The following is a 25,445-nucleotide window of genomic DNA, read 5'->3' on the forward strand; positions in this document are numbered from 1 at the left end:
TAAACGATGATGGATGTTCAGGTACAAAAAATAGATGCCTTGATCGGCGAAATGACTTTGGAGGAAAAAATCGGACAGCTGCAGCAATGCGGGCCTTCCTTGGTGGGAGCTTTTGAAGTCAGTTTCGAGGAACTGCTTGATATGATGTTCGATGGCCGGATCAGTCAGGAAGAATTCGGCCGATTGATGAGCACCGCCGAAAAAGATTTTCATGAGGATAATCTGCGTGCCGGGAAAATCGGTTCGTACAATGGCGTCGGGGATGCCCTGACCGCGAACAGGCTCCAGAAAATCGCCGTGGAGGAAAGCCGTTTGGGGATTCCCTTGCTGTTCGGCTATGATGTGATCCATGGTTTCCGGACGGTGACGCCGATCCCGTTGGCTGAAAGTTGCGCCTGGGATCCTGAACTATGGCAGAGAACGGCCAGAATGGCTGCGGAAGAAGCGACAGCAGCGGGCATTCACATGACGTTCGCCCCGATGGTGGATGTCGCGAAAGATGCCCGCTGGGGACGCGTCAGTGAAGGCGCCGGTGAGGACACTTTGTTGAATGGGGACTATGGGGCAGCCAAAGTAAGAGGATTTCAAGGCGAGGACCTCTCGCAAGCGGACGCGATGGCAGCCTGCTTGAAGCACTTTGCGGCATATGGAGCCGGTGAAGCGGGTAAGGATTACAACCGGGTGGATATGTCCGAGCAGCGGTTGTGGGAAGAATATTTGCCTGCTTACAAAGCCTGCATCGATGCCGGAGCGCGTGCGGTTATGCCGGCGTTCAACGATCTGAACGGCGTGCCGTGCACCGTGAACGAATGGCTGTTGCGGGATGTTTTGAGGGATGAATGGGGCTTCGACGGTATCACCGTGAGCGACGCGAATGCCATCGCTGAATGCGTGAACCACGGAGTCGTGGCGGATCGACAAGCGGCGGCCAAAGAAGCGCTGCGGGCTGGAATCGATATGGACATGACTTCGAACGTCTATGCTGAGAATCTTGCAGGTTTGATTGAGGCCGGTGAAATCGCTGAAGAATTGTTGGACCAAGCCGTTTACCGGATCCTGAAGCTTAAAATCGAATTGGGCTTGTTTGAAAATCCATATCAAACGAATGAAGACAAAGAAAAACGGACCTTGGTGAAGCGGGAATACCGGGCGCTTGCCCGCGAAGTGGCGACCAAGTCGATGGTGCTGTTGAAAAATGAGTCTATCTTGCCGCTTAATCCGCAGCAAAAAATCGCTGTCTTCGGTGCGCTTGCAAACGATCCGGGCCAGATGACGGGCGCTTGGGCAATCGGAGCGCAGGAAAATGATTGCTTCAGCTTGGCTCAAGCAATGGATGCACAGGGTATCCGCTACGCGTATCATCCCGGCATCGTCGACGGGAGCGTGGCAACGGATGAAATCGAAAAGGCAGTAGCAAGCGCGGACGTAGTGATCTTGGCTATCGGCGAGCAAAAAGAAGAGAGCGGGGAAGCCGCAAGCAAGGCGGATATCTCCTTGCCGGCCATTCAGTTGGAGCTCGCAGAAATGCTGATTCAGACAGGAAAGCCGGTTGTTGCGGTGCTGTTCAACGGCAGGCCGTTGGCGATTCCGACTGTTGCGGAACAGGTGCCCGCCATCCTTGAGGCTTGGCATCCGGGAATCGAAGCCGGGAACGCAATCTTGGATATTCTCTATGGCGTTGTAAATCCGAGCGCAAAATTGACCACAACCTTTCCGTTCGCAACCGGGCAATGCCCGCTTTATTATGATCACATTTCCACCGGCCGTCCCGGAGGTAAGTCCAAATTCACATCAAAATATTTGGACACGCCGCTTGAACCTGTGTACCCGTTCGGCTACGGCCTGAGCTATACGACTTTTTCCTACAGCGATCTGCAAGTGGAAACAACGGATGATGTTGTCCGTCTCGCGGTGACCGTCACGAACAGCGGCGCGCGTGCAGGCGAGGAAATCGTCCAGTGCTATGTGCAGGATAAAGTGGCCAAACGGGCGCGACCGGTCAAGCAGTTGAAAGCCTACAAGAAGGTCTTGCTTCAGCCTGGGGAATCGATTACGATGGGATTTGCAGTGCTTTTCGAAAAATTGGGCTACTATGACCGGAAAATGGATTATACTTTGGAGGTGGGCGCATTCACGTTTTTTGTGGGTGGAAATTCCAGGGACACCCTATCGGAAACGACTTATCTTTCGTTCGGTTAATGGAGAAGGCGCGCTGAAGAAATATCGGCTGCGCCTTATTTTTCATTTCAAATATAAACTTTCTAATCGGGAAAAGTTTTTAAAACAACAAAGTAAACCCTTTCTAAAATAAAATGATGTATATTAAAAAATGTCGGATTATCAGTAAATAATAACATGGTCGTTTGGTAAGCGGTTTTATATAATGTGATTATCAAGCTTGATATAAAAAAGGAGTGATACTTTATGGCAGAAAAGACAGAAAGAACAGTGTTGGTGGAAACAGCAACAAATGCGCCGAAAGAAAAAGTCAGTAACTTATTCGCCTGGTCGCACGCTACGTCAGTAAGTGGAACCGCTATGTTGATAGCAGCTATTATCGGAAGTTATTTCTCAGTTTACATGACGGACACAATGATGATTCCGGCAGCGGCAGCATCCATGATCATGTTTGTTGCAACTTTATGGGATGCGATCAATGACCCGATGATGGGCGTCATCGCCGACCGTACCAAATCAAAATGGGGACGCTATCGCCCGTACTTTGTGGTTGCACCGATCCTGTTGACTATTTTCGGGACGCTGATTTGGTTGAATCCCGACTTTTCAACAAATGGAAAAATCATCTACGTGCTGTTGACGTATATCGGCTACGGCATGACGGTCACAATGTACACGATGCCGCAAATGGCCGTCTTGCCTGCGCATGTAAAGACGGATGATCAAAGAAACAAAGTCATCATGATGGGAGCAGGATCGACCGCGGTCATGTTCACGATCGGCGCATCCTTCACCCCACAAATGAAAGCGTTCTTCGAAGGCGCGTTCGGAGTATCAAACGGCTATATTCCCTTGATGATCATTCTCGGATTGATCTCCTGCATCTCGTTCTGGAGTTTATTCGCAACTGCAAAAGAAAAATACATCGCTCCTTTAAGCGATACGCCGCTCACGCAAGATCTGAAAAAAATACTGCGCCACAAAGAATTGTCGCCATTCGTGGTTGTTTGGATTATGGCTTCAATGGGATACGGCTTGATGTTTGCCAGTTCCGTATTCTATGTCATGTATTACTTGGGCCGTCCCGACTTGATTTCCATCTACATGCTGGTCGTTTCCATGGGCGCTTTGGTTTCGATGGTTGTCTTGATGCCGATCTGCATGCGCATCTTTAAGACAGCTCAAAGAACATTGTTTGTCACGCAAATTGCAGCAATCATTTGCTATGTGACGCTATTCTTCGTCGGCAGCAGAAGCATGATGCTTCTTTATGTAATCACTTTCATCGCTACATCCGTGGCATCGATGTCAAATGCATTGGTCAACGTATTGGTGAACGATGCCATCGACTATGTCCAATTCAAAGACGGCATCACAGCGAACGGCGTCATTTCATCCATCAAAGGTTTCGCACAAAAATGCGGAAATACCGTGACAAACTCAGGTATTTTGGCAGTGCTTGCTTGGGCAGGCTACAGAGCCGGTGAAATTGGCAACCAACCAGAGAGCACGATGTTTGCCATCAACTTCCTGCGTTTCGGCGCGCCAGCCTTGATCAGCGGCATCCTGTTGATCGCCTTGAAGTTCAATCCGGTAGAAAAACACCGCGCAGATATCCTGGAAATGAAAGAGCTTATCCGCGACCACAGCGAAGACAATCATGATGCATAATCAACAGTAATTGTTAGAAAAAGGGTGCTGTCTCCAAAAGGGGCAGCACCTATGTTGGTTTATTGATGGGTGGGCTTCGCCGGAGCTGCCGCGAGCGCAAAACTCTCAACTCCGACGAGCCATCGTTCGCCGGAGGACAGCATCCGATTCCACACCCAGCTCCGGCCAACATTCGCTCACAGGAGGAGGGCAGATTACCGGCACCGCACCTCCGTTGAGAAAGGCGCTCACCGGAGGAAAGCACCAGCTCCGATAAGGGTTGTCTTCGCAGGAGCTGCCGCGAGCGCAAAACTCTCAACTCCGACGACCCATCGTTCGTCGGAGGACAGCATCCGATTCCACGCCCAGCTCCGGCCAACATTCGCTCACAGGAGGAGGGCAGATTACCGGCACCGCACCTCCGTTGAGAAAGGCGCTCACCGGAGGAAAGCACCAGCTCCGATAAGGGTTGTCTTCGCAGGAGCTGCCGCGAGCGCAAAACTCTCAACTCCGACGACCCATCGTTCGTCGGAGGACAGCATCCGATTCCACGCCCAGCTCCGGCCAACATTCGCTCACAGGAGGAGGGCAGATTACCGGCACCGCACCTCCGTCGAGAAGGGCGCTCACCGGAGGAAAGCGCCAGCTCCGGTAGCTCCGCGCAAAAAAATAGGCCGTCCTGGAATCAGGACGGCCCATCTTAAAAGTTTATATGAACGGATTGAAAGTATCCTCGGAGTGCGCGTGCTGCTTGCGGTATTGAACCGGGGAGACGTGATAGGTGGTACGGAACACGCGCGAAAAATGATCGGTTGACTTATAGCCAACCTGCGTGGCGATTTCGCTGATTTTCAGGTTGGAGTTCTCCAGATATTCGATCGCATGCGCCAAGCGCAAGCGCCGGACCAAATCGGTAAAATTGTAGCCAGTATTTTCCCGGATCATCGTCGACAGATACGGCTCGCTGTAATGAAATTCCTCGGCCAAACGGGACAGCGACAGCTCCTGGTAATGGTGCTGGATGTACTGCAGGATGACGGAGAAATCGGTGCCGATGTGATAGTTATGGAATTGCATGCTCTCGCTGTAATTGCGCAGCAAGTTGGAGAACATCAAGTTGATCCAATTGATGCAGCAACTGTTGCTGTAGTTGTCGTAGCGATGGCATTCGACCATGGCGTTGCGGATAATCGGTTTCAGCTGGTCGTTCTGATCGGTTTTGAACAAAAGAAAATTGGGACTCGTATCATCCTGGAGGATTTTGCGGAAAAAGTAAGAAAGCAGATCTTTTCCGGACAGCAACGAGAAGAAAATCGTGTCGAACGAGCTTTTCCGGAGCATGATCGTGTACACAATTGATTGATCCTCAATCAAGATATCATGCCTTGAGGAAGGTGCGATGATGCACAGTTCGCCTTCCTCAAGGGTAGATGTTTCATCCTCAAAAGTGAACCGACAGCTGCCCTGCACGACATAATTGATTTCAAAAAAGTTATGCGTATGCGGATTCGGCCGGGTGAACTGGGGATGGCGGATGATGAAAACATCTCGTTTGGGAGGAATGATATCCGCCTCGACGACGGAGGACGATGACGGAACCTGCGGCGTCAGGGAAAGGACGAAGGAATCGATGATTTCCTCAAACTCGTCGTCCGACATGTTCTCGAAAATGCCGGTTACATGGGGCATTTCAAGCGTCTGTTTCAACAAACCTTTTCGGTAAAGATAGTCCGTCATCTCGGTAAATTGCATACGTTTGCCGGCTTGACGGTAATAAGCGGTCATTTGTTTTTGGAATTCACCGTACGTGATATAGTAGGGCATAATTATGTGATCCTCCCTGTCAGAACTAGATTAGCGGTTGTTGGAAAAGTATAGCAGACATATTTTCGATATTCAAGGAAGCCTGGATTACAGCAATCATACGCAACAAAGCAAGAACGAGCAAAAATGAAAACGGAGGCAAAATCATGAACATACAGAAATTACGCACCAACCATTTGGAAAATCCACTCGGCTACTTATTGGATACGCTGAGCTTGTCCTGGATCGTTACCGGGAAAAATGAGCCGGGAATGGAAACGAAAGTAGTGATGGCGGCTGATGCTGCCTTCGCAGAAATCCTGTTCGAAAGCGAGTGGTTAGAAGCAATCAACGCATTGGACTTCCAGCCGAAAATCAGCTTGATTCCCCAAACGCGCTACTACTGGAAAGTTCTTGCTCAATCAGCAGCCGGTGAGTTGCTTGCCGAAAGCGAGCAGGCTTGGTTCGAGACAGCGAAGCAGCAAGGCTCCTGGACGGCACAATGGATTACACCCGGCGAGGATCAAGAGGCACAGCCGATCGTGAAGAAACAATTTGTGCTGGAGAAGGAAGTCGTGGCTGCGCGTTTGTACATATGCGGCTTGGGCTTGTACGAATTTGAAGTGAACGGTCAGCGGACGCATGATGAGTACCTCTTGCCGGGATATCATGCCTATGACTTTTGGCAACAATACCAGACGTTCGATGTGACGGACAGTCTCAAAAGCGGCGGCAATGCGCTGGGAATCATGCTCGGGGATGGCTGGTACAAAGGCCGATTCGGCTTTGACGGCGGCTACACCAACCTGTACGGGGAGCAGCTGAAACTGATCGCAGAATTGAATCTTTCATATGCGGACGGAACAACCGAAACCATCGTCAGCGATGATTCCTGGCTGACACAACCGAGCCCGGTCCTGAAAAGCAGCATCTACGACGGCGAAGTGTACGATGCGCGCAAAGAGGTTGCCGATTGGTCCGTTTATACGGAAGACCTCGCGGGGTGGCAGCGGGTCGCGGTGTTGCTGGATGCAACGGATCAGCTCTCCGCTCGCTTGAGCCCGGCCCTGAAATACGTCGAAAGCTTGATTCCGGAAGTGATCCAGTCACCCGCAGGCGAAACGATTCTGGATTTCAAACAGAACATGGTCGGTTGGATCGCCTTCAAAACGCAGGCGCCGGCCGGAACGGAAATCGGCTATGAAGTGGGGGAAGAGCTGCAGGGCGGCAATTTCTACAACGACAATCTGCGAACCGCGGAGGCCAAGTTCACCTACATCAGCGACGGAAGCGAAAGAACCGTCCGTCCGCACTTCACGTTCTATGGCTTCCGCTACGCAAAATTGAACGGTTTCGATCGGGAAATCAATCCGGCCGATTTCATCGGCTACGTGATCCACAGCGCCTTGGAAGTGACCGGGAAAATCGAGACGGCCAATCCCCAAGTGAATCAATTGATCAAAAATGCGCTTTGGGGGCAAAAAGGGAATTTCCTGGATGTGCCCACGGATTGTCCGCAACGCGATGAACGGATGGGCTGGACAGGCGATGCGCAGATTTTTGCCCGCACCGCCAGCTATAACATGTACACACCGGCGTTTTACCGGAAGTTTATGCACGACCTGCGCCTGGAGCAGGAACAATTGGACGGATCCATTCCTTTCGTCGTCCCGATGCTGAAACCGAAAAGTTCGGAAGGCGGCTTTATGGGAGCCGGAGCCGCGGCTTGGAGCGATGCGGCGACCGTGATTCCGTGGGTGCTGTATGAACAGCACGGCGACCTCTCGCTTTTGAACGAGCAATACGCCACGATGGTCGATTGGGTGGAATATGTCTACCGCGAAGATGAGCGCAGCGGTTCGAACAGACTTTGGACGACGGGTTTCCAGTTCGGCGATTGGCTGGCATTGGACGGGAAAAACCCGAAAGCACCGATCGGCGGGACCGATCCGAAACTGGTCGCTTCTGTCTACTATTATTACTCGGCAACCCTTACGGCCAAGGCTGCCGCAGCGCTAGGCAAGCAGGCGGATGCCGAAAAGTACACGGCGTTGGCGGAAAGCATCAAGGCCGCCCTTCAGGCTGAATTTTTGACTGCGAAAGGCCGCTTGGCAGTGAACACGCAGACCGCGTATGTCCTGTTCCTCTACTTCGATCTGGTCCCGCAAGCAAGCCTGAGCCGGGTCATTGCCGATTTTGAAGCGAAGCTGTTGGAGGATGATGTGCATCTGAAAACCGGATTTGTCGGCACGCCTTATCTGTGCGAAGCGCTGACGAAGAGCGGCTTGACGGAGCTGGCCTACAGCATCTTGCTGAACGAGGATTATCCCAGCTGGCTGTACGCGGTCAATCTCGGCGCAACCACGATCTGGGAACGATGGAATTCCGTCTTGCCGGATGGGAAAATCAGCGGCACCGACATGAATTCATTGAACCATTACGCGTACGGATCGATCGTCGAATGGCTTTACCGTTCGGTGCTGGGCATTCAAGCCGATCCGCTGCATGCCGGCTACCGTCATTTTTATCTGAAACCTGTCCCAAGCGCACAACTGGGTGCCGCAAGCGGGGAATACGAGTCCTCATCAGGCAAAATCAAGAGTGCGTGGCGCATCCTGGAAGACGGACAACTGCATTTCGCTTTCGAGGTGCCGACCCAAAGCATGGCCACGATCGAGCTTCCGCACTGCCAAGCGACTGAAATCGCCGATCAATTGCAAAGCTTTGGCATTACCCAAACGGAAATCATCCAAAAGGGCGAGGGCATAGCCTTTACGGTTGCCGGCGGGGCATATGCTTTTACCTACAAGCCGCTGAAATCTTACAAGGTCAACTATTCCATTGCGATGACGTACAAAGAGCTCTTGGCAATCAAAGCGACCCGTACGGTGATTTTTGAACATCTGCCGATGCTGAAGGGGAATGATCTGGCACTGAACCAGTTGGACAGCCCGTTCGAAACGTTTTCCTCGGTTCCGATCGTGCAGCATTTTGTGAATGACCGCGTACTTGGGGAAATCAACGAAGCGTTGGCAAAACTGTAAGGCGTTGTGTTGAACAAACACCTTAAAAAATGTCGGGAATGTGAAAAGAACGGACCCTATGCACGTGCGTTAATGCGGCGGGAACTGCTGTATAATAGGCGTTAAGAAGGAATAACAGTAAAGGTGTGATTTGATGGTACGTTTAACAGAAAAGCCGTTTTTTTTATCGGATGACCAAATTACTTGGGTAGAAAATACAGTTAGCGAGATGACAATGGAAGAAAAAATCGGACAAATTTTCTGCCCAATCGCCGGGAATCCGGACGATCAAGCACTGACGGAATTTGTGCAGAAATACCAACCGGGCGGGATGATGTTCCGCCCGATGCCGGCAAAAGCGATCAGACAGGCGCACGGTGTTCTGCAAAACGAAAGCAAGATCCCGCTGTTGTTGGCGGCCAATCTTGAAGCCGGCGGAAACGGGATCTGCTCGGATGGAACCTATTATGCCCGTCCGATGGGTATCGCGGCGACAGCCGACGAGAAGGAAGCCTATCAGTTGGGCTTTGTTTCCGGGCGTGAAGCGCAAGCTGTCGGCTGCAACTGGGCGTTTTCCCCGATTGTGGACATCGACATGAACTTCAAAAATCCGATCACGAACGTCCGGACGTTCGGCTCGGACGTCGATCTGGTGATCGATTTTTCCCTGCAGCAAATGAAAGGCCTGCACGAGAACGGCATCGCGACGGCAGTCAAGCACTTCCCCGGTGACGGCGTGGACGAGCGCGATCAGCATCTGGTGAGTACTGTGAACAGCCTGTCCGTTCCGGAATGGGATGAAAGCTACGGCAAAGTGTACAAAGCCATGATCGAAGAGGGCGCATTGTCCGTCATGATCGGACATATCCTGCACCCTGCCTACAGCAAAGCGCTCAATCCCGCTTTGGAGGACAGAGATATTTTACCGGCTTCCTTGTCGGCGGAATTGGTGAACGGTTTGCTGCGCGAGCGCTTAGGCTTCAACGGAGTGGCGGTGACGGATGCGACGCCGATGATCGGCTACAATGCGGCGATGTCCCGAAAGAAGGCGATTCCGACAACGATCAACGCCGGCTGCGATATGATCCTGTTCAACAAAAACATCGACGAAGATTACCAAGCGATGCGCGATGCGGTAAGCTGCGGCGACGTATCGATGGAGCGGCTGGATGAAGCGGTCACGCGCATTCTGGCGATGAAAGCAAGCATGGGCTTGGTGGATAAACAGAAAGCCAACAGGCTCATCCCAGCGCCGGAAGCACTGGGTACAGTGGGCTGTCCGGAGCATCTGAAATTGGCAAGAAAGAGCGCTGACAAAGCCATCACCTTGGTGAAAGACACGCAAAATTTGTTGCCGATCTCACCGGAGAAGACGCCACGCGTACGGGTCTATATGTTGGAAGACCGATTGGGCGGCGGCTTTAAGGACGGCGGGGCTTCCGAAGGTTCCTTCATCGGAAAACTGAGTGAAGCCGGATTCTCGGTAGAAACATTCAATTATGACCAACTGAACTTCCATGAAATCTTTGAGGAGGGCGTGGACGATCTGAAGGCGAAAGTGGATCTGGTCATCTATGTCGCGAATTACGATACCGCGAGCAACCAGACGACGCGCCGGATCGATTGGATCCGCTTGATGGCGGCCGATGCGCCTTGGTTTGTCCAGGATGTCCCGACGCTTTTCGTGTCCTTGGCGAACCCGTATCATCTGTTCGATGCCCCGATGATCAAGACCTACATCAATTGCTACAGCGCGAACGATACAGTCAACGAAATCCTCGTGGAAAAATTGATTGGCAAGTCCAAATTCCAAGGCAAGAGCCCGGTCGATCCGTTCTGCGGGGTCTGGGGCACGAACTTATAAGGGAGTCCAGAGAAAAATATAAGGTTAAGTGCTAAGGTCGGCCCCGAAAAGATGAATAACAGTGAAATATCCATGGTTTCAGAGCACCGGGGCCCGAAAAAGATGAATAATAAAAAGTTATTCATCTTTCTGGGCCAACACGGACTGAAAAAGATGAATAATAAAAAGTTATTCATCTTTTCGGCCCCCACGCCGACAACCGATTCAACGCGGGGTATGCATCAGAACGTATTAAGGAGGAAAAAAATGATTGTTGAAACGATAAAATTATATCCGGAGCGGGAAGACGTCACGTTGACGACCTATGTCCTTCAGGATTCACCGGAATTGTTGGACGGCGCAACCCGCCCGGCCGTGCTGATCTGTCCGGGCGGCGCCTATCTTTCCTGTTCCGATCGGGAAGCCGAGCCCGTGGCGATGCGGTTTGCGGCGATGGGCTATCATGCCTTTGTGCTGCGCTATTCCGTTTATCTGGATAAGCACGAACCTTTTGAATCCATTTTTGGCGGAGTCGAAAGGCGCGAGCATACGGTCTTTCCGGCCGCGATACGGGACATCGGCAAAGCCATGCTGACGATCCACGAAAACAGCGAAACGTGGCTGGTTGATACAGATCGGATCGCACTGTGCGGATTTTCGGCAGGCGCGCACAATGCCGCGACGTATTCGGTCTATTGGGATAAACCGATCCTGACCGATCATTACCAGGTGTCGGAAGAAACACTTCGCCCAGCCGCTACTATTTTAGGCTATACGTTAAGCGACTACCTGTTCATGAAGGAGACAGAAAAGGATGAAATGGCCACCTTGCTGTTCGATGCATCCGCTATGTCGCTGCTGGGGGAAGCATCCCCTAGCGACAAAACGTTGAAAGAAGTGAGCCCGGCGTTGTTGGTCACAGAAAAAACACCGCCAATGTTCTTGTGGGCCACAGCATCAGACGCACTTGTGCCGGTTGGGCATACGCTGCGGATGGGTATGGCCTTGTCGGAGCACAAAATTCCTTTTGAACTCCATGTATTCGAGGATGGTCCGCACGGATTGAGCCTTGCCACGCAAGCCACTGCTAACGCAAAAACATTGGTCGATCAGAATGCAGCCAAGTGGATCGATTTAGCGGACGCCTGGCTGTTGAAACGCTTCAGTTTCGATTTACAGGATCAAACCAGATGGGATTAGTAACCGGGGATGAAGGTTGCGATGAAAAAAGATGGATAACAGTGAGATATCCATGGTTTCAGATCACCGGAGGTCGAAAAAGATGAATAATAAAAAGTTATTCATATTTCTGGACCAATTTGGAATAAAAAAGATGAATAACAGACAGCTATTCATCTTTTCGGACTTGCCGGTAACCAAGTAAATGTAGGAAATGTGCAAAAAAGTTAAGGAACGCCTCATCATTTTGGAGGCATTCCTTAACTTTTTTCGGTTATCAGGATTTATCACTTCGGTAACTTTGATTTAATCCTATTCGTCAGCTCGGATTCCCCGGCCGACGAACCAGAATACCACAGAACCGCGAAACCATAAAACCTTAGAATCCGTGCCGTTCGACTTCCAGCAGCGCGAAGGTTTTCTCCTCCGAATCATATTCGTACTTGAAGACGCAACAGTTGGTGATGCCTTCTTTCACCACTTCATGGGGATCCTGCCAAGCACTCAGGAAGTGGAAGCAGGCGCCGCCGTGGGAGACGGCGAGCACAGTCTGGTGGTCGTCCTGTTCCATGATTTCCGTGCAGGTCTGGACCATCCGGTTGCGCACATCTTCCCTGGATTCACCGCCGTACTGCACGAAAAAGGTGCTTTTGTCTTTTGGATTGAGGTCTTCGCTTTCGCCTTCGAAGGTGCCGAAATGCATCTCCTTCAGGCCTTTCAGTCTTTGGTAAGGCATCAGTTCGCTCGTCACGATTTCCAACGTATCGCAGCTGCGTTCGGATGTGGAGCTATAGGCATGATCGAGCTCAATATCGGTAAAGTAGGCACTGGCGATTTCGGCTTGGTGAATGCCGAGCTCCGTTAAAGGCGAATCGCAAGCGCCCTGGATTTTTCTCCGGACATTGAAGAGGGTCTGGCCATGGCGCATCAAGTATAAAGTTTTTTTCATTTGAGGACCTCCTGGTATGTTGAGCGTATGTATATCAATTATACTACTCGCTTCGGGTAACAAGTCAACAGGGAGTGTCTCCGCATATTTGCCGTTCTCATACATGTGGTTGAGGTGATACGCTACACTGGTTTTCTACTCCGGCGAGAGGAGGCTACGCCGGAGTTCGGCCCACATTTAAATACTGTGCTCCGATGAGAACTTGCTCGCAGGAGAAGAACCCGCAAGATACCGCTGTTCTCCGGTGTGGGGATCCTCGCCGGAGGAGCGCGACGATTCGGGGGCGCTCAGCGTGGGAATTCGCTCGCCGCAATTATTTCCGCGAAAACGCTTGACCTGAAGTTAACTCCAGGTGTTATGCTTTAGCCTAACAAGTTAGCGATTACAAAGCCAAGAGGTGCTTCATCGTAGAAAGGCGGTATCCATTTGAAAAAAGATCTGTTATTGAAAATTTCCATCCTGTCGGCCTCGTTGGTTGTGGTTTCGGGAGGGGCCATCGCTGCCAATATCCCGGCCATGGCGAAAACATTCGCGGATGTTCCGCTCCAAACAGTGGAAATGCTGTCGACCATCCCATCCCTTTTCATCATTATTTCGGTGTTGATGAGCAATCTGTTCGCGCGTTACTTGGGTTACAAACGCACAATCCTGATCGGAATCGCCATCGTCCTGGTCTCCGGTATCGTTCCGGCACTGATCGACAATTTTTGGATCATTCTCATATCGCGGGCGCTCTTCGGCTTCGGGGTGGGGATGTTCAATTCCCTCCTCGTGGCCATCATCAGCCATTTTTACGAAGGGGACGAAAGAGCAGCCATGATCGGTTACCAGAGCGCCTTCGAAGGGTTGAGCGGGATGTTTATGACATTCGCGGTCGGGCAGCTGCTGAAGGTTCATTGGCAAACCTCTTTTTGGGTCTATCTGATCGCTATGCCCGTCTTCATCCTGTTCCTGCTGTTCGTCCCGAATGTCGCGTATGACGAAATCGGCAAAGAACGGTCTACGGATGGGGGAATGAAAGCCTCGGCCGTCCGGAAAAACAGCGAGCCCGCTCTCGGCAAACGGGACTTCCTTGGATATATCGTGTTGCTCGTCATAGCCGTCATCATCTACATGTCCATCGCGGTGAAAGGCACGACCTTGATGACCACGCTGGGATACGGCGATGCGACGGACGGCAGCAACATCCTCGCCCTGATTGGGGTTGGGGCCATGTCAGCCGGTTTTCTTTTCGGGAAGGTGTACCGGATCACACGAACCTATACGCTTCCAATCTCATTCTCCGTCATGAGCATCGGCATGTTTTTGATCGCGTCATCGAACAGTGTCCTACAGACCAGCATCGGTGCAGTCATCTGTGGATTTTCCTTCAGGACGTTCCTGCCTTATCTTTTCAACAAAGTCAGCACTTCCTCTGCCGGCAACGCGGCTTACCGGACTTCGTTGATTTTGGTCGGCTTCAATATCGGCGCAGCCTTCTCGCCATACGGCATCGTAGTATTGGAGCGGCTGTTCCAGGTGAACTCGGTGCGCGGAATCTTCTATATAGAAGCGGCGATCCTGCTCGGGTTGGCGGTATTCAGATTTGTGATTACTGTGAGGAAACCTCGGGAAAATCCGCAGATTGCTGCAGCAGAATAGAATTAATAAATAAAATAAGACATTAAAAATCACCCACGAAGGATCTGGAGTCCTTGGCGGGTGATTTTTTTGGTAAACGGTATGGACATCCGGCTAGTTTTTAGTTTGGTCCGGTGGGCAATCATTTTTTTCCTCAGGGCTGCCTTCCGTTTCGTCGGGCTCCATGGCTCCCAAAGGAAAGGTCGGCAGGATTTCTTCGGATCCTTTCAAGCGGTACTTTAGCGCTCCTGAAGGACAAGTATGGATAACGCGCGCTACTTCTTCAGGCGCATCCGCATCAGGCAAGATCCAAGGTTTTCTTTTCGTATCGAAAATTGCGTGATTCCCCCGCACGCAGTTGCCGGAGTAGGTGCAGACACTTAAGTTGAAGTAAACATCGACCTTTTCCCCTGTGTATTTTCGATAGCCGTGCGCTAATAATTCGGACTCGTTCATAATTATGGCTCCCCTTTCGGACCGCTTTTTTGGTAGCGGGTTCATTTGTGATTATTATATCATTCTGGCCATAAAATCCATACAGGAAGGGTAGTCATATGCGTTGATAAGTAGTAGACTAGGTTTGGAGAGTAGGGAACTTTTTGATGTCCCTTTATGGCATGGAAAACAAAAGAATGGAGGTGAGGACAAATGGACGCAGATAGTAGTCAGGGTATAGCAGACAAACCACCTAGGTGCGGTTTTAGCCTGAATGGTTCTAAGCGGAGCCAGCCATCAGGTCTGTTTGTATCCTCAGCCCCATCGCAGATAATATAAACCGGAAACTTGTCATCTATAATCTGTCTGTTGTACCTTCAAAAAGTTTAATCAATTTGGAGGTGTAGACATGGAATTGAATGAAATATTGTTAAACGCAGTAGCAAACAAAAATGTGAGAGAACTGAAGGAGCTCGTCGGCGATCACTATCCTGTGGATGTCGCAACGGCTCTGTTTGAATTTGAAGATGAAGAATTAGCCGCCTTGCTTAATCTGTTGGAAGCGAAGGAAATCGCCGCCATCATAGAGGAAGCGGAAGAAGAACTCCAGCAAGGCATGATGGGCTTGCTGGACTCGAAGAAGATCGTCAAGTTCTTCGCATACATGTCGCCCGATGACATTGCCGATATCCTGGGAACGATCGGTGTCGGACAACGCAAAGAAATATTGGGCATGATGAAAAAAAGCGACTCGAATGAGATCCAGATGCTTTTGGGTTATGGACCGGACACAGCCGGAGGGATCATGACCACGAAGTACATCGCCTTGAGAAGCGAACTCAGCATGAAAGATGTGCTGCAGGAAATCCGGCGCATCGGCCCTAAAACAGAAATCATCGAAACGATTTTTGTCGTCGACAAGGCGAATGAACTGATCGGATCTGCCGACTTGCGGGATATTTTGACATCCACCGAAGATGTCAGTTTGGAAGAAATCATGAATGACAATGTCCTCTCTGTCCGCCCGGAAACCGACCAGGAGGAAGCCTCTCTTATCGTTTCCAAATACGATCTGAAGGTTATTCCTGTCGTGAACCGGAGGAACGTTATCTTAGGCATCATCACCATTGATGATATCATCGACGTTATCGTCGATGAACAGACAGAAGATTTACTGATGCTTTCAGGGGTTAGCAAAGATGAAAAGGTCGGCAACAAAATCAGCACTTCTGTTGTCAGAAGGCTGCCTTGGTTGGTCATCAATTTGATGACTGCTTTCCTGGCTTCCTTTACGGTGGGGATGTTTGAGGATGTCATCATCCAAGTGGTCGCGCTCGCGGCTGCGATGCCGATTGTTACCGGAATGGGTGGAAATGCTGGCTCCCAGACGTTATCCGTGGTCATAAGGAGCATCGCGTTAGGGGAAGTCGATATAAAAAATGATTGGAAATATGTTTTCAACGAGGTCGGCTTGGGGTTGATCAACGGGTCGGTGACCGGTTTGATCACCGGCATCATTCTTTACTTGAGATACGATAATGTCTTTTTGGGACTCATCATTTTCATAGCCATGATTGGAAATCTCATCATCGCGGGTTTCTTCGGGTTCTTGATTCCCTTGGCCTTGAAAAAATGGGATCTGGATCCGGCAATTTCTTCCTCCATTTTCCTCACTACGGCTACAGATGTATTCGGGTTCTTTCTCTTTTTGAGCTTGGCAAAAATGTTCTTGCCGCACTTGTTGTGACAGGCAATCATAAAAGGTTATCCGAGAGGCGCTTATGAGATAAGCGCCTCTCTTTTTCGTACGTGGATGCTTTGCGGAAATCTGCCTTCAGAGCCATCGGCGATACTCATTAATTGCTGGTGTTGTATAATTTAAGAAAATCAGTTTTCTTGCAAGTTGCTCTATGACGTTTTGGAGGGGATTGACGATGTTCAAAAGAAATTACAGGATGAAAATCCTTTTTGCAACACTAATAATGGTGACGGTTATGACTGGTTGCGCGAAGGAACCATACAGGGATTCCGCGGTAGAAGAATCGGTGGCAACCAAATATACTCCTCATATATTGGACGCATTCCATATAGCTTTTGCCCCTGGTGCGGATGAAACGGAACGGACTTTCAGCTGGCATACTCGGGGCATAAACAAAAAAGCCGTAGTGGAGCTGAGCCGGCTGGATGAAGCAGGCAATATCCTGTCGAGCGAGACGTTTGAGGCGACTGTCGAAGGTGTTTTGCGCGGCCAATCAAGACACAAGGCCATCATCACCGGACTGGAGGAGAACCAGCTTTATTCCTACCGCTTCGGAGACGGCCACCGTGCCTGGTCGGAATCCTATACATTCCGGACGCAGGCGACCGAGGACGGTGACTTCAACTTCCTGTTCTTCGGCGATCCGCAGATTGGGGCAGGCGATGGCGCCCAGATCGATGCGGACGGATGGGATCGCACGGTGACGACCGCGACGGAAATGTTTCCCGATACGGCCTTTCTTGTATCGTCGGGTGATCAGGTGAACCGCGCCAACAACCCGATCCAATATGATGGCTGGTTCTCCCCGGAAGAGCTGACCGCCTATCCTATCATGCCCATTGTCGGTAACCATGATGCTGCCTCGTTTGCGGATTATTTCAATGTGCCGAATGAGACGGGCTGGGGAGGTGATTCCGAAGACAGCGATTTTTACTTTACCTATGGAAACACCTTGTTTCTGGCGTTGAATTCCCAAAGTAGTGATGTCGCTGAGCATAAGGAAGCGATGGAGTTGGCGATCGCGGCAAACCCGGATGCGATCCATCGGATTGTGCTCGTGCACAAGTCGCTCTACAGCAGCGCGGACCATGCGCTCGACGAGGACGTTTTGGCTTTGCGCGCCGGGTTGGTGCCCGCATTCGATGAGTTGGATATCGACGCCGTCCTGATGGGCCACGACCACGTGTATGTACGGACCTACCAGATGAAAGGCGATGCGGTTATCGGGGAAACCGCCTACAACGAAGAGGGCGCGGCTGTCGATCCCGACGGTACCGTCTACCTGACCGGTAACTCAGCTTCCGATTCGAAATATTACGAGATGCGAGATCCTTCCGTTTATGACCGCTACTCCGCAGTCGCCCTGCAACTGGAGGAGCCGACCTACATGAATGTAGAAGTGACGGACGATTCGCTCACTTTCACAACGTACAAAGTTTCCGATCAGTCTGTAGTGGATGCGTACAGCATTGTGAAGACATTTGGGGAGGAATGAATCAACAAACGAGTCGGTGTTAAGTCAAATAGATAATTGATAGCACAAAAAAAGCTGATTGCGGCTATGCAATCAGCTTTTTTCTGTGGAACAAGCGCTTGTATAAGTTTAAGTATTACTCCTGGATGGCTGCTTCCAACGCAACAATGATCATGTCGTTGAATGTTGTTTGACGTTCTTCGCTGGAGGTCAATTCGCCGGTGATCAGGTGATCGCTGACCGTCAGGATGCTGAGAGCTTTGACATGGAATTTAGAAGCCAAGTAATAAAGCCCTGCTGTTTCCATTTCGACCCCGAGTACGCCATATTTGCTCATATTGTCTGTGATATTGGAATCACTGTAAAAGCTGTCAGATGAGTAGACGTTTCCGACGTGGATGTTCATCCCTTGTTCTTTCCCGAGCGTGTAGGCTTTATTGATCAAGTCATAATTTCCGATAGGCGGGAAATAGGCTGGCGCGAAATCTTTGTAGATCATGGATGAGTCCGTAGCCGCCGCTTGTGCGATGATGACGTCACGGATATGCACATCTTCTTGGATGGCACCGCATGTACCGATGCGGATCAAGTTTTTGGCGCCAAAATCATTGATCAATTCATGGATGTACAAGGTTGCGGATGGCATTCCCATTCCCGTACCTTGCACCGATATTTTTTTGCCCTTATAAGTGCCTGTATAGCCCAGCATGTTCCTGACGGTGTTGTAGCATACCGCATCCTCCAAGAATGTTTCCGCGATATACTTCGCACGAAGCGGATCCCCCGGTAATAGAACGATTTCCGCGATTTGCCCTTTTTCTGCATCAATGTGAAGACTCATAATGATTTCCTCCTCTTTAGTGGTTAGTACCAATGATAGAGCAAAGGAGGATGAAGCGTTATGAAATCGCTCTCAGCGTAAGTGTGAGGATGTTCACACTTATTTTGTTAAAGGGTTCATTCTTGGAAAGCGTTTTCTTTGTTAACATGAAGGCACGACATCAGGAACCTAGATGTTTGCGTAATCTTTCAATTTAGGAAGGTTCAAGATGCGGATTTTCTTTGATTCCAAAGCAATGATTTTTTCATCCTGCAGATCCTTGAATGTTTTTGAAACGGATTCCCGGGTCGCGCCGATGATGCTGGCGATCGTGCTTTGGTTCGTATGCTGGATGATCAGATCAGTGGAAGCCTCACTGTTTTCGATAAAGTCAAGCAAGGTACGACAGACGCGGGTGTGGACGCTATGGAATGTGAGATTCTGTATTTGCCTGTTCAATGCCTTAAAGCGTTGATTGTAAATACGGAAGATATTTTTCAGAAGAGCTTTATTCTCATAAAGTAAGGTAGTGAAATCTGCTTGGGATAAATAGTAAATTTCTCCATCTTCAATCACTTCCACAGAAGAGAGAGCGTTGCCGTCCGAAAAAAGTTCGATCTCGCCAAGCACTTCATGTCTTTTTGCGAAACCGAGTATGAGCTCCTTCCCTTCATACATGCGATAAACTTTCAGCATGCCGCTCTTGATGATGTAAATTTTTTCGATGGGATCATCCTCGAAGATAAGCATATGGTTTTTCTTGTACTTCCTCGATGGGAGCTTTGAAAGGATGGTTTGAACTTGTTCGTCGGTCATACCATCAAATAGTTGAATGCTTTTACTCATAATTTCACCTCGTTTAAAATTGTAACATGAAACAGAAAGGAAGGGTATCGTGAAAAGTAAACGAATACATTTGGTCGTTTTGGACTCTGTTGGGATTGGGGAGGCGCCGGATGCGGCAGTTTTCCATGATAGCGGGGCACACACCATAGGCCACATTGCCGAGAATATGGCATTGCGGCTACCCCATCTCGAAAGCTTGGGGTTAGGCAATATCGCAAACATAAAAGGGATAGAAAAGGCGATCCCAAGCAAAGCCTATTGGACAAAGTTGGCTGAAAAGAGCGCAGGAAAAGACACGATGACAGGCCATTGGGAAATTGCGGGCCTGCAGATCGATACGCCATTCAGGGTATTCCCGGATGGGTTCCCCGAGGAACTGTTGGAAAAAATAGCATCCTACTCAGGGAGAAAAATCATAGGCAACAAACCTGCTTCGGGAACAGCCATCCTGGATGAGCTGGGGCCGGAACAAATGGAGACAGGAGCATTGATCGTCTACACATCCGCTGACCCTGTCCTTCAGATTGCAGCACATGAGGGTATCATTCCGTTGGAGGAACTGTATGATATCTGCGAATATACGCGCCAGATTACAAAAGATGATCCCTATATGATCGGCCGGATCATTGCACGGCCATACATTGGCGAACCCGGTTCCTTCCAACGGACGGCTAACCGGCATGATTACGCACTGAACCCATTCGGTAAGACAGTGTTGGATCAGCTGAAAGACAACGGGAAAGAGGTAATCGCCGTCGGGAAAATCAACGACATCTTCAATGGCCAAGGCATCACCAAAGCCATCCGGACGAAGAGCAATATGGACGGCGTGGATCAGTTGCTGAAGGTTATGGGCGAGATGTTCGAAGGGCTTTCATTTACAAACTTGGTCGACTTCGATGCGCTGTACGGGCATCGTCGGGATGTTCAAGGATATGGGGAAGCATTGATGGCCTTTGATGCACGAATGCCGGAAATACTTGATCAAATGGCAGAAGATGACTTGTTGATCATTACGGCAGATCATGGAAACGATCCGACAGCACCGGGAACGGATCACACGCGTGAATATGTACCGTTGCTTGTCTATTCAAAACAATTGGTTCAACCAGGTGAATTGACCACAGCTCATCATTTTGCGGATATTTCCGCAACCATCGCGGATAATTTTGATGTACCACAAGCCGAACACGGAAAAAGTTTTTTGGCGGAACTAAAATAAAAAAATCATAGGAGTGATTCAGATGAAAAAATTTACAGTTAGAACGATTGGTTTTTCCTTATTGGCAACAACCTTATTAGCTGCCTGCGGAAACGGTGGCTCAAGCGACAGCAGCGAAAGCGGCACAACTGCCGGGAAAGAGTTTAAAGTCGGGATGGTAACGGATTTGGGCAGTGTGAACGACAAGTCCTTTAACCAAAGCGCCTGGGAAGGATTGCAAAAATTACAAGCAGACTTCGGCTACGATGTGAAATACCTTGAACCACAATCCGATGCGGAAGTGGAACCGAGCTTGCTGCAATTCGTCAACAGCGGCACGGACTTGACATGGGCAACAGCAGCAACGTTAGCGGATGCCGTTACAAACATAGCCAAAAATAATCCCGATGCTAAATTGGGGATCGTCGATGCCGATATCGAAGGGATCGACAACATCGTATCGATTTCATTCAAGGAGAATGAAGGGGCATTCCTGGCAGGCGTTGTTGCAGCGAGCATGTCTGAAACCGATAAGATCGGATTTATCGGTGGAATGGAAATCCCTGTTATCCAACGCTTCCAAGCCGGTTTTGAAGCCGGAGTCCATGAAATCAATCCGGATGCGCAAATCGTCGTGAACTATGCGGGCGTTTTCAACCGTGTGGATATCGGGAAATCTGCTGCCTCCACCATGTACAACGACGGTGTGGACGTAATCTTCCATGCTGCAGGTGGAACTGGGAACGGTATTTTCAATGAAGCACAAGAACGTTTCAAAGCTGGCGAAAAAGTTTGGGTCATCGGCGTCGATAAAGATCAGTCCTTGGAATTCGGGAATGATGTTACATTGACATCCATGATCAAGAACGTCGACAATGCAGTCTATGAAGTATCCCAACAAGCTGCCGACGGGGAATTCCCAGGTGGACAAGTTGTGCGTCTAGGATTGGCAGAAAATGGCGTTGGTTTGGCTGATACTTCCGATATCAATGTGCCGAAAGAAGTACTGGATGTGGTCGAAAGCTATAAGGAAAAAATCATTTCTGGAGAAATCACAGTGCCTGAACAGCCATAAGGAGAATACTATGATGAATCAAACGAAGGTCGAGAAAGTATTGGAATTAAAGCACATCACAAAGAAATTTGGCGATTTTGTCGCTAATGATGATATTTCACTGACAGTAGGACGTGGAGAAATCCACGCTCTGCTTGGTGAAAATGGGGCTGGAAAATCCACTTTGATGAATGTGGTGTTCGGGATGTATCAACCAGATGGCGGTGCCATATCGGTTTATGAAAATGAAACGAAGATTGAGAACCCGAATCATGCCATTCACCTCGGCATCGGGATGGTCCATCAACATTTTAAACTGATAGAAAATTTTACCGTGACCGAAAACATCATTTTAGGGATGGAACCAAAGGACGGAATCCGCATCAACATGAAGGCAGCGGTGAAGGAAGTCAGCGATATCTCCACGAAGTACGGATTGAAGGTAAATCCGACCAGTAAAATCGAGGATTTGCCCGTTGGCATGCAACAAAAAGTTGAAATCTTAAAATGCCTTTATCGCGGTGCCAATCTGTTGATTTTTGATGAACCGACTGCGGTATTGACCCCGGATGAAATTGGGGAACTGCTTCAGATCATGAAAAAATTAGTGGCGGAAGGCAAGTCCATCATTCTGATCACCCACAAATTGAATGAAATCATGAAAGTAGCTGACAAATGCACCGTCATCCGCAAAGGGAAATTCATCGCCAGCGTGGATGTAGCAGAAACGAATGAAGAACAGCTTGCAGAGTTGATGGTCGGAAAGAATCTTTCCCGTGAAATCGAAAAAGCAGCATACAACCCGCAAGCGACCGTGTTGGAAATCACTAACCTTACTTCATTCAGTGCAAGTAAAAAACGCATTTTGGACGACGTTAACTTGACCGTAGCGGCGGGCGAAATTTTGGGGATTGCCGGCGTGGACGGGAATGGGCAAAGCGAATTGGTGGAAGCAATCGTTAAGATGCGCGCATTCGATGAGGGAGATGTCCTTATCAATGGCGTCTCGATCAAAGAGAAATCCACGCGTGAAATCTATGAATCCGGTGTGAGTTATGTGCCGGCCGACAGACATAAACATGGTCTTGTTTTGGATAACGATATAGCCGAAAACCTGATTTTGATCGAATATTACAAGGAAAAGCATAACCAAGGGATCAAACTGGACAAAGTGCGGATGTATGAAGAAGCGCGTGAAGCGATGCAAAACTATGATATCCGTGCTGAAAATGAATATACGGTTGTGCAGGGCATGTCCGGCGGTAATCAACAAAAAGTCATCCTATCGAGGGAAATCAGCCGCGATCCAAAACTCCTTATCATCGTACAGCCGACAAGAGGTCTGGACATAGGCGCCATCGATTTTATCCATCGCCAAATCGTGCGTTTGCGTGACAAAGGAGTCGCTATCCTGTTGGTTTCTTTCGAATTGGAGGAAATTTTGACCTTGTCAGACCGGATAGCAATCATCTTCGACGGTAAAATCGTCGGGGAAACAAAACCAGAGACAACTAACGACAGAGAGCTGGGTCTGATGATGGCTGGTAAAGGATCGGGTGAGGAATGATACCATGGAAAAAGTGAAAAGAAAGACAAAAAACAGTAATGTAATGGTTCCAATCATCGCCGTACTGATTGCACTCGTTATCGGAGCAATCGTGATGGTCATCGGTGGGTACAATCCGTTGGTTGCCTATCAGTCGTTGGTCACAAAAGTATTCGGCTCGGTTTATGATATCGGGGAAACGATTCGTGCCATCATTCCGCTGCTTTTGAGTGGCCTGGCTGTTGCGGTGGCCAATAAAGCGGGTGTATTCAACATCGGGGTGGACGGCCAGATCATTATGGGCGCCGTCAGTTCCCTTTTGGTCGGTACGCTCATCGAGATGCCGCCTATTTTGCACGGTATTGTGGCAATCTTTGTCGGTGTCGTTGCGGGTGGATTATGGGGTGTGTTGGTTGCGGGTCTCAAGACCAAATTTGGGATCAATGAGGTCATCAGCTCGATCATGCTGAACTATATCGCTTTGTATTTCAGCCATATTTTGATCAAGAATTTCGCGGCTCAGGAAGGGACGGCACGTTCCGCCATGATCAAAGAATCGGCTGGCATAACGTTCCCTTCCCTGAACGAAGTGTTCGATGGCGCGCGAATCCATTGGGGATTCTTTCTGGTCCCGTTCATCATCTTTGCTTTTTACTACTTCTTTGAGAAGACCCGCTGGGGATATGAAACCAAAGTCGTGGGCTTGAATCCGAATGCAGCTTCCTATGCCGGCATCCGCGTGAACCGCATTATGACACGCACGATGTTCCTTTCCGGGGCTTTGGGTGGCTTAATCGGTACTTTGGATACGCTGGGCGTTTATGGGTATGTCGCAATCAGTTCCTCCACAAGCGGTATAGGCTTCGATGGTGTGGCCATTGCATTGCTGGGAGGCAATTCCGCATTGGGAACAACCTTGTCCGGGATCCTGATCGGGGCTTTGAATTACGGTTCGCAAGGGATGCAGTTCGGAGCGGGCGTGCCGAGCGAAATCATCGGCATTGTGATATCGCTGATTATTTTCTTTGTGGCAGCACCCGGAATCGTCAAAGCCGTATTGCCAAAGAAACAATTGCATAAAGAGGAGGCGAAATAGATGGTAGCCAATATTATAAGCGGCAGTTTGATTTTTGCTACAGCACTGTTGTTCGGTGCACTCGGCGGGATGCTCAGCGAGCGGGCCGGCGTCACCAACTTAGGGGTGGAAGGATTCATGATTTCTGGGGCTTTCTTCTCCGCTGTCGGTGCCAATTTCGCCGAATCGATGGGAATGGGCGGGTTCAGTCCATGGATAGGGTTGCTGTCGGCCTTTGTGTTCACTTCCTTGTTCTCAGGGATGCATGCGCTGGCGACCTTGAAATACAAGGCTGATCATGTCATCAGCGGGGTGGTCATCAACTTGCTGGCGGCCAACTTCACCTTTTTCTTGGTGAAATTGTTGTTTGATGGCGCAGCAGATACACCACGCTTACGGAATATGTTCGCAAAAGTGAACATACCGGTATTATCCGACATACCACTCATTGGGGATGCCTTGTTCCGTTCCTATCCTACAACCTATTTGGCCTTCATTCTGGTCTTTGCCATCGGATTTTACTTCTTCCGCACACCTGCAGGCTTACGTCTGAGAGGGGTCGGCGAAAATCCTGGGTCCATCGATACAGCCGGGATCAACGTCATGAAAATCAAATTCTGGGCTGTGATGCTCAGTGGTTCGATTTCTTCCTTGGGAGGAGCGACGATTGTATTGACGACAAACGGAAACTTTTCGTTCAATACAATCGCCGGGCAAGGCTTTATCGCGATTGCGGCAGTCATTCTGGGACGCTGGAACCCATACGGCGTCATGATGGGAGCGTTACTTTTTGGATTCGCACAATCCATCAAAGACCAGATCCAAATCTTGGACTTTGCAAGTGCCATTCCGACTGAATTCTTCTATATGTTGCCATACATCGTGACCTTATTGGCGCTTATCTTCACAGGAAGAAAAACTAGGGGGCCAAAAGCGCTAGGTGTCCATTATGACGCGAGTGTGAGATGATGGGGCTATTGCAAGAGCTGT

Annotated in this window: 17 protein-coding genes and 1 pseudogene; 13 read left to right on the forward strand and 5 right to left on the reverse strand. The window is 49.7% G+C overall.

Annotated features, from left to right (window positions below):
* Positions 1-6 precede the first annotated feature (6 nt).
* The gene (locus C7R56_RS08470; RefSeq protein WP_199903015.1) at positions 7-2,199 is read left to right on the forward strand and encodes a glycoside hydrolase family 3 N-terminal domain-containing protein; all 2,193 of its coding nucleotides are present in this window, start codon (positions 7-9) and stop codon (positions 2,197-2,199) included.
* A 225-nt stretch (positions 2,200-2,424) separates the two neighbouring features.
* Positions 2,425-3,849 (forward strand): MFS transporter, encoded by a 1,425-nt coding sequence (locus tag C7R56_RS08475; protein WP_107996100.1) that lies wholly within the window; start codon positions 2,425-2,427, stop codon positions 3,847-3,849.
* A gap of 687 nt (positions 3,850-4,536) precedes the next feature.
* On the opposite strand, the gene C7R56_RS08480 is transcribed toward C7R56_RS08475, so the two are convergent.
* Positions 4,537-5,652, reverse strand: a complete 1,116-nt coding sequence (locus C7R56_RS08480) for an AraC family transcriptional regulator (protein ID WP_107996101.1) — start codon at positions 5,650-5,652, stop codon at positions 4,537-4,539.
* Between the two features lie 146 nt (positions 5,653-5,798).
* On the opposite strand from C7R56_RS08480, the gene C7R56_RS08485 reads away from it, so the two are divergent.
* From C7R56_RS08485 to C7R56_RS08495, 3 genes are all read left to right on the forward strand, one after another.
* Positions 5,799-8,675 carry an alpha-L-rhamnosidase gene (locus C7R56_RS08485; RefSeq protein WP_107996102.1) on the forward strand — a complete coding sequence of 959 codons (2,877 nt, stop codon included), beginning with the start codon at positions 5,799-5,801 and terminating at the stop codon, positions 8,673-8,675.
* Between the two features lie 133 nt (positions 8,676-8,808).
* Positions 8,809-10,518: a glycoside hydrolase family 3 protein gene (locus tag C7R56_RS08490; protein ID WP_107996103.1), complete on the forward strand. Its 1,710-nt coding sequence runs from the start codon at positions 8,809-8,811 to the stop codon at positions 10,516-10,518.
* Between the two features lie 246 nt (positions 10,519-10,764).
* On the forward strand, positions 10,765-11,697 hold the full coding sequence (locus C7R56_RS08495) for an alpha/beta hydrolase (RefSeq protein WP_107996104.1): 933 nt from the start codon (positions 10,765-10,767) through the stop codon (positions 11,695-11,697).
* Positions 11,698-12,055: 358 nt separating this feature from the next.
* On the opposite strand, the gene C7R56_RS08500 is transcribed toward C7R56_RS08495, so the two are convergent.
* Complete coding sequence (locus tag C7R56_RS08500; protein ID WP_107996105.1) at positions 12,056-12,625, reverse strand: histidine phosphatase family protein; 570 nt, start codon at positions 12,623-12,625, stop codon at positions 12,056-12,058.
* 426 nt (positions 12,626-13,051) lie between these two features.
* Here C7R56_RS08500 and C7R56_RS08505 point away from each other — a divergent pair, with 426 nt between their 5' ends.
* A complete protein-coding gene (locus C7R56_RS08505) occupies positions 13,052-14,266 on the forward strand; it encodes an MFS transporter (protein ID WP_159072209.1) in 1,215 nt (404 codons plus the stop codon).
* A gap of 204 nt (positions 14,267-14,470) precedes the next feature.
* Here C7R56_RS08505 and C7R56_RS08510 read toward each other — a convergent pair.
* Positions 14,471-14,746: pseudogene (locus C7R56_RS08510) on the reverse strand ((4Fe-4S)-binding protein); the annotation flags it as partial.
* Positions 14,747-15,089: 343 nt separating this feature from the next.
* Here C7R56_RS08510 and mgtE point away from each other — a divergent pair.
* Both mgtE and C7R56_RS08520 read left to right on the forward strand, forming a co-directional pair.
* A complete protein-coding gene (gene mgtE, locus C7R56_RS08515) occupies positions 15,090-16,427 on the forward strand; it encodes a magnesium transporter (RefSeq protein ID WP_107996108.1) in 1,338 nt (445 codons plus the stop codon).
* A 187-nt stretch (positions 16,428-16,614) separates the two neighbouring features.
* On the forward strand, positions 16,615-17,934 hold the full coding sequence (locus C7R56_RS08520; RefSeq protein ID WP_159072210.1) for a purple acid phosphatase family protein: 1,320 nt from the start codon (positions 16,615-16,617) through the stop codon (positions 17,932-17,934).
* A gap of 115 nt (positions 17,935-18,049) precedes the next feature.
* Here the strand turns inward: C7R56_RS08520 and deoD are convergent, their stop codons facing one another.
* Together deoD and C7R56_RS09035 are read right to left on the reverse strand one after the other, a co-directional pair.
* Positions 18,050-18,754 carry a purine-nucleoside phosphorylase gene (gene deoD / locus C7R56_RS08525; protein WP_086629871.1) on the reverse strand — a complete coding sequence of 235 codons (705 nt, stop codon included), beginning with the start codon at positions 18,752-18,754 and terminating at the stop codon, positions 18,050-18,052.
* 168 nt (positions 18,755-18,922) lie between these two features.
* Positions 18,923-19,579 (reverse strand): Crp/Fnr family transcriptional regulator, encoded by a 657-nt coding sequence (locus C7R56_RS09035; protein WP_159072211.1) that lies wholly within the window; start codon positions 19,577-19,579, stop codon positions 18,923-18,925.
* Positions 19,580-19,628: 49 nt separating this feature from the next.
* Here C7R56_RS09035 and deoB point away from each other — a divergent pair, with 49 nt between their 5' ends.
* The 5 genes from deoB to C7R56_RS08560 are packed head-to-tail and all read left to right on the forward strand — an operon-like array spanning position 19,629 to position 25,424.
* Entirely contained in the window at positions 19,629-20,801 is a 1,173-nt protein-coding gene (gene deoB, locus C7R56_RS08540; protein WP_107996111.1) for a phosphopentomutase, read from the forward strand.
* A gap of 22 nt (positions 20,802-20,823) precedes the next feature.
* A complete protein-coding gene (locus tag C7R56_RS08545) occupies positions 20,824-21,855 on the forward strand; it encodes a BMP family lipoprotein (RefSeq protein ID WP_107996112.1) in 1,032 nt (343 codons plus the stop codon).
* Positions 21,856-21,868: 13 nt separating this feature from the next.
* Positions 21,869-23,401: an ABC transporter ATP-binding protein gene (locus C7R56_RS08550; protein WP_107996113.1), complete on the forward strand. Its 1,533-nt coding sequence runs from the start codon at positions 21,869-21,871 to the stop codon at positions 23,399-23,401.
* 4 nt (positions 23,402-23,405) lie between these two features.
* Positions 23,406-24,476 carry an ABC transporter permease gene (locus C7R56_RS08555; RefSeq protein WP_107996285.1) on the forward strand — a complete coding sequence of 357 codons (1,071 nt, stop codon included), beginning with the start codon at positions 23,406-23,408 and terminating at the stop codon, positions 24,474-24,476.
* Positions 24,477-25,424, forward strand: coding sequence for an ABC transporter permease (locus C7R56_RS08560; RefSeq protein ID WP_107996287.1), 948 nt, complete (start codon positions 24,477-24,479; stop codon positions 25,422-25,424).
* Positions 25,425-25,445: the final 21 nt, after the last annotated feature.

The sequence above is a fragment of the Trichococcus paludicola genome (genome assembly GCF_003052295.1).
In the GTDB taxonomy this organism is placed as follows: Bacteria; Bacillota; Bacilli; order Lactobacillales; family Aerococcaceae; genus Trichococcus; species Trichococcus paludicola.

Coding starts and splice junctions, on each gene's coding strand:
- C7R56_RS08470 (WP_199903015.1), top strand. CDS start 7: ATGATGGATGTTCAGGTACAAAAAATAGATGCCTTGATCGGCGAAATG.
- C7R56_RS08475 (WP_107996100.1), top strand. CDS start 2,425: ATGGCAGAAAAGACAGAAAGAACAGTGTTGGTGGAAACAGCAACAAAT.
- C7R56_RS08480 (WP_107996101.1), bottom strand. CDS start 5,652: ATGCCCTACTATATCACGTACGGTGAATTCCAAAAACAAATGACCGCT.
- C7R56_RS08485 (WP_107996102.1), top strand. CDS start 5,799: ATGAACATACAGAAATTACGCACCAACCATTTGGAAAATCCACTCGGC.
- C7R56_RS08490 (WP_107996103.1), top strand. CDS start 8,809: ATGGTACGTTTAACAGAAAAGCCGTTTTTTTTATCGGATGACCAAATT.
- C7R56_RS08495 (WP_107996104.1), top strand. CDS start 10,765: ATGATTGTTGAAACGATAAAATTATATCCGGAGCGGGAAGACGTCACG.
- C7R56_RS08500 (WP_107996105.1), bottom strand. CDS start 12,625: ATGAAAAAAACTTTATACTTGATGCGCCATGGCCAGACCCTCTTCAAT.
- mgtE (WP_107996108.1), top strand. CDS start 15,090: ATGGAATTGAATGAAATATTGTTAAACGCAGTAGCAAACAAAAATGTG.
- C7R56_RS08520 (WP_159072210.1), top strand. CDS start 16,615: ATGTTCAAAAGAAATTACAGGATGAAAATCCTTTTTGCAACACTAATA.
- deoD (WP_086629871.1), bottom strand. CDS start 18,754: ATGAGTCTTCACATTGATGCAGAAAAAGGGCAAATCGCGGAAATCGTT.
- C7R56_RS09035 (WP_159072211.1), bottom strand. CDS start 19,579: ATGAGTAAAAGCATTCAACTATTTGATGGTATGACCGACGAACAAGTT.
- C7R56_RS08545 (WP_107996112.1), top strand. CDS start 20,824: ATGAAAAAATTTACAGTTAGAACGATTGGTTTTTCCTTATTGGCAACA.
- C7R56_RS08550 (WP_107996113.1), top strand. CDS start 21,869: ATGAATCAAACGAAGGTCGAGAAAGTATTGGAATTAAAGCACATCACA.
- C7R56_RS08555 (WP_107996285.1), top strand. CDS start 23,406: ATGGAAAAAGTGAAAAGAAAGACAAAAAACAGTAATGTAATGGTTCCA.
- C7R56_RS08560 (WP_107996287.1), top strand. CDS start 24,477: ATGGTAGCCAATATTATAAGCGGCAGTTTGATTTTTGCTACAGCACTG.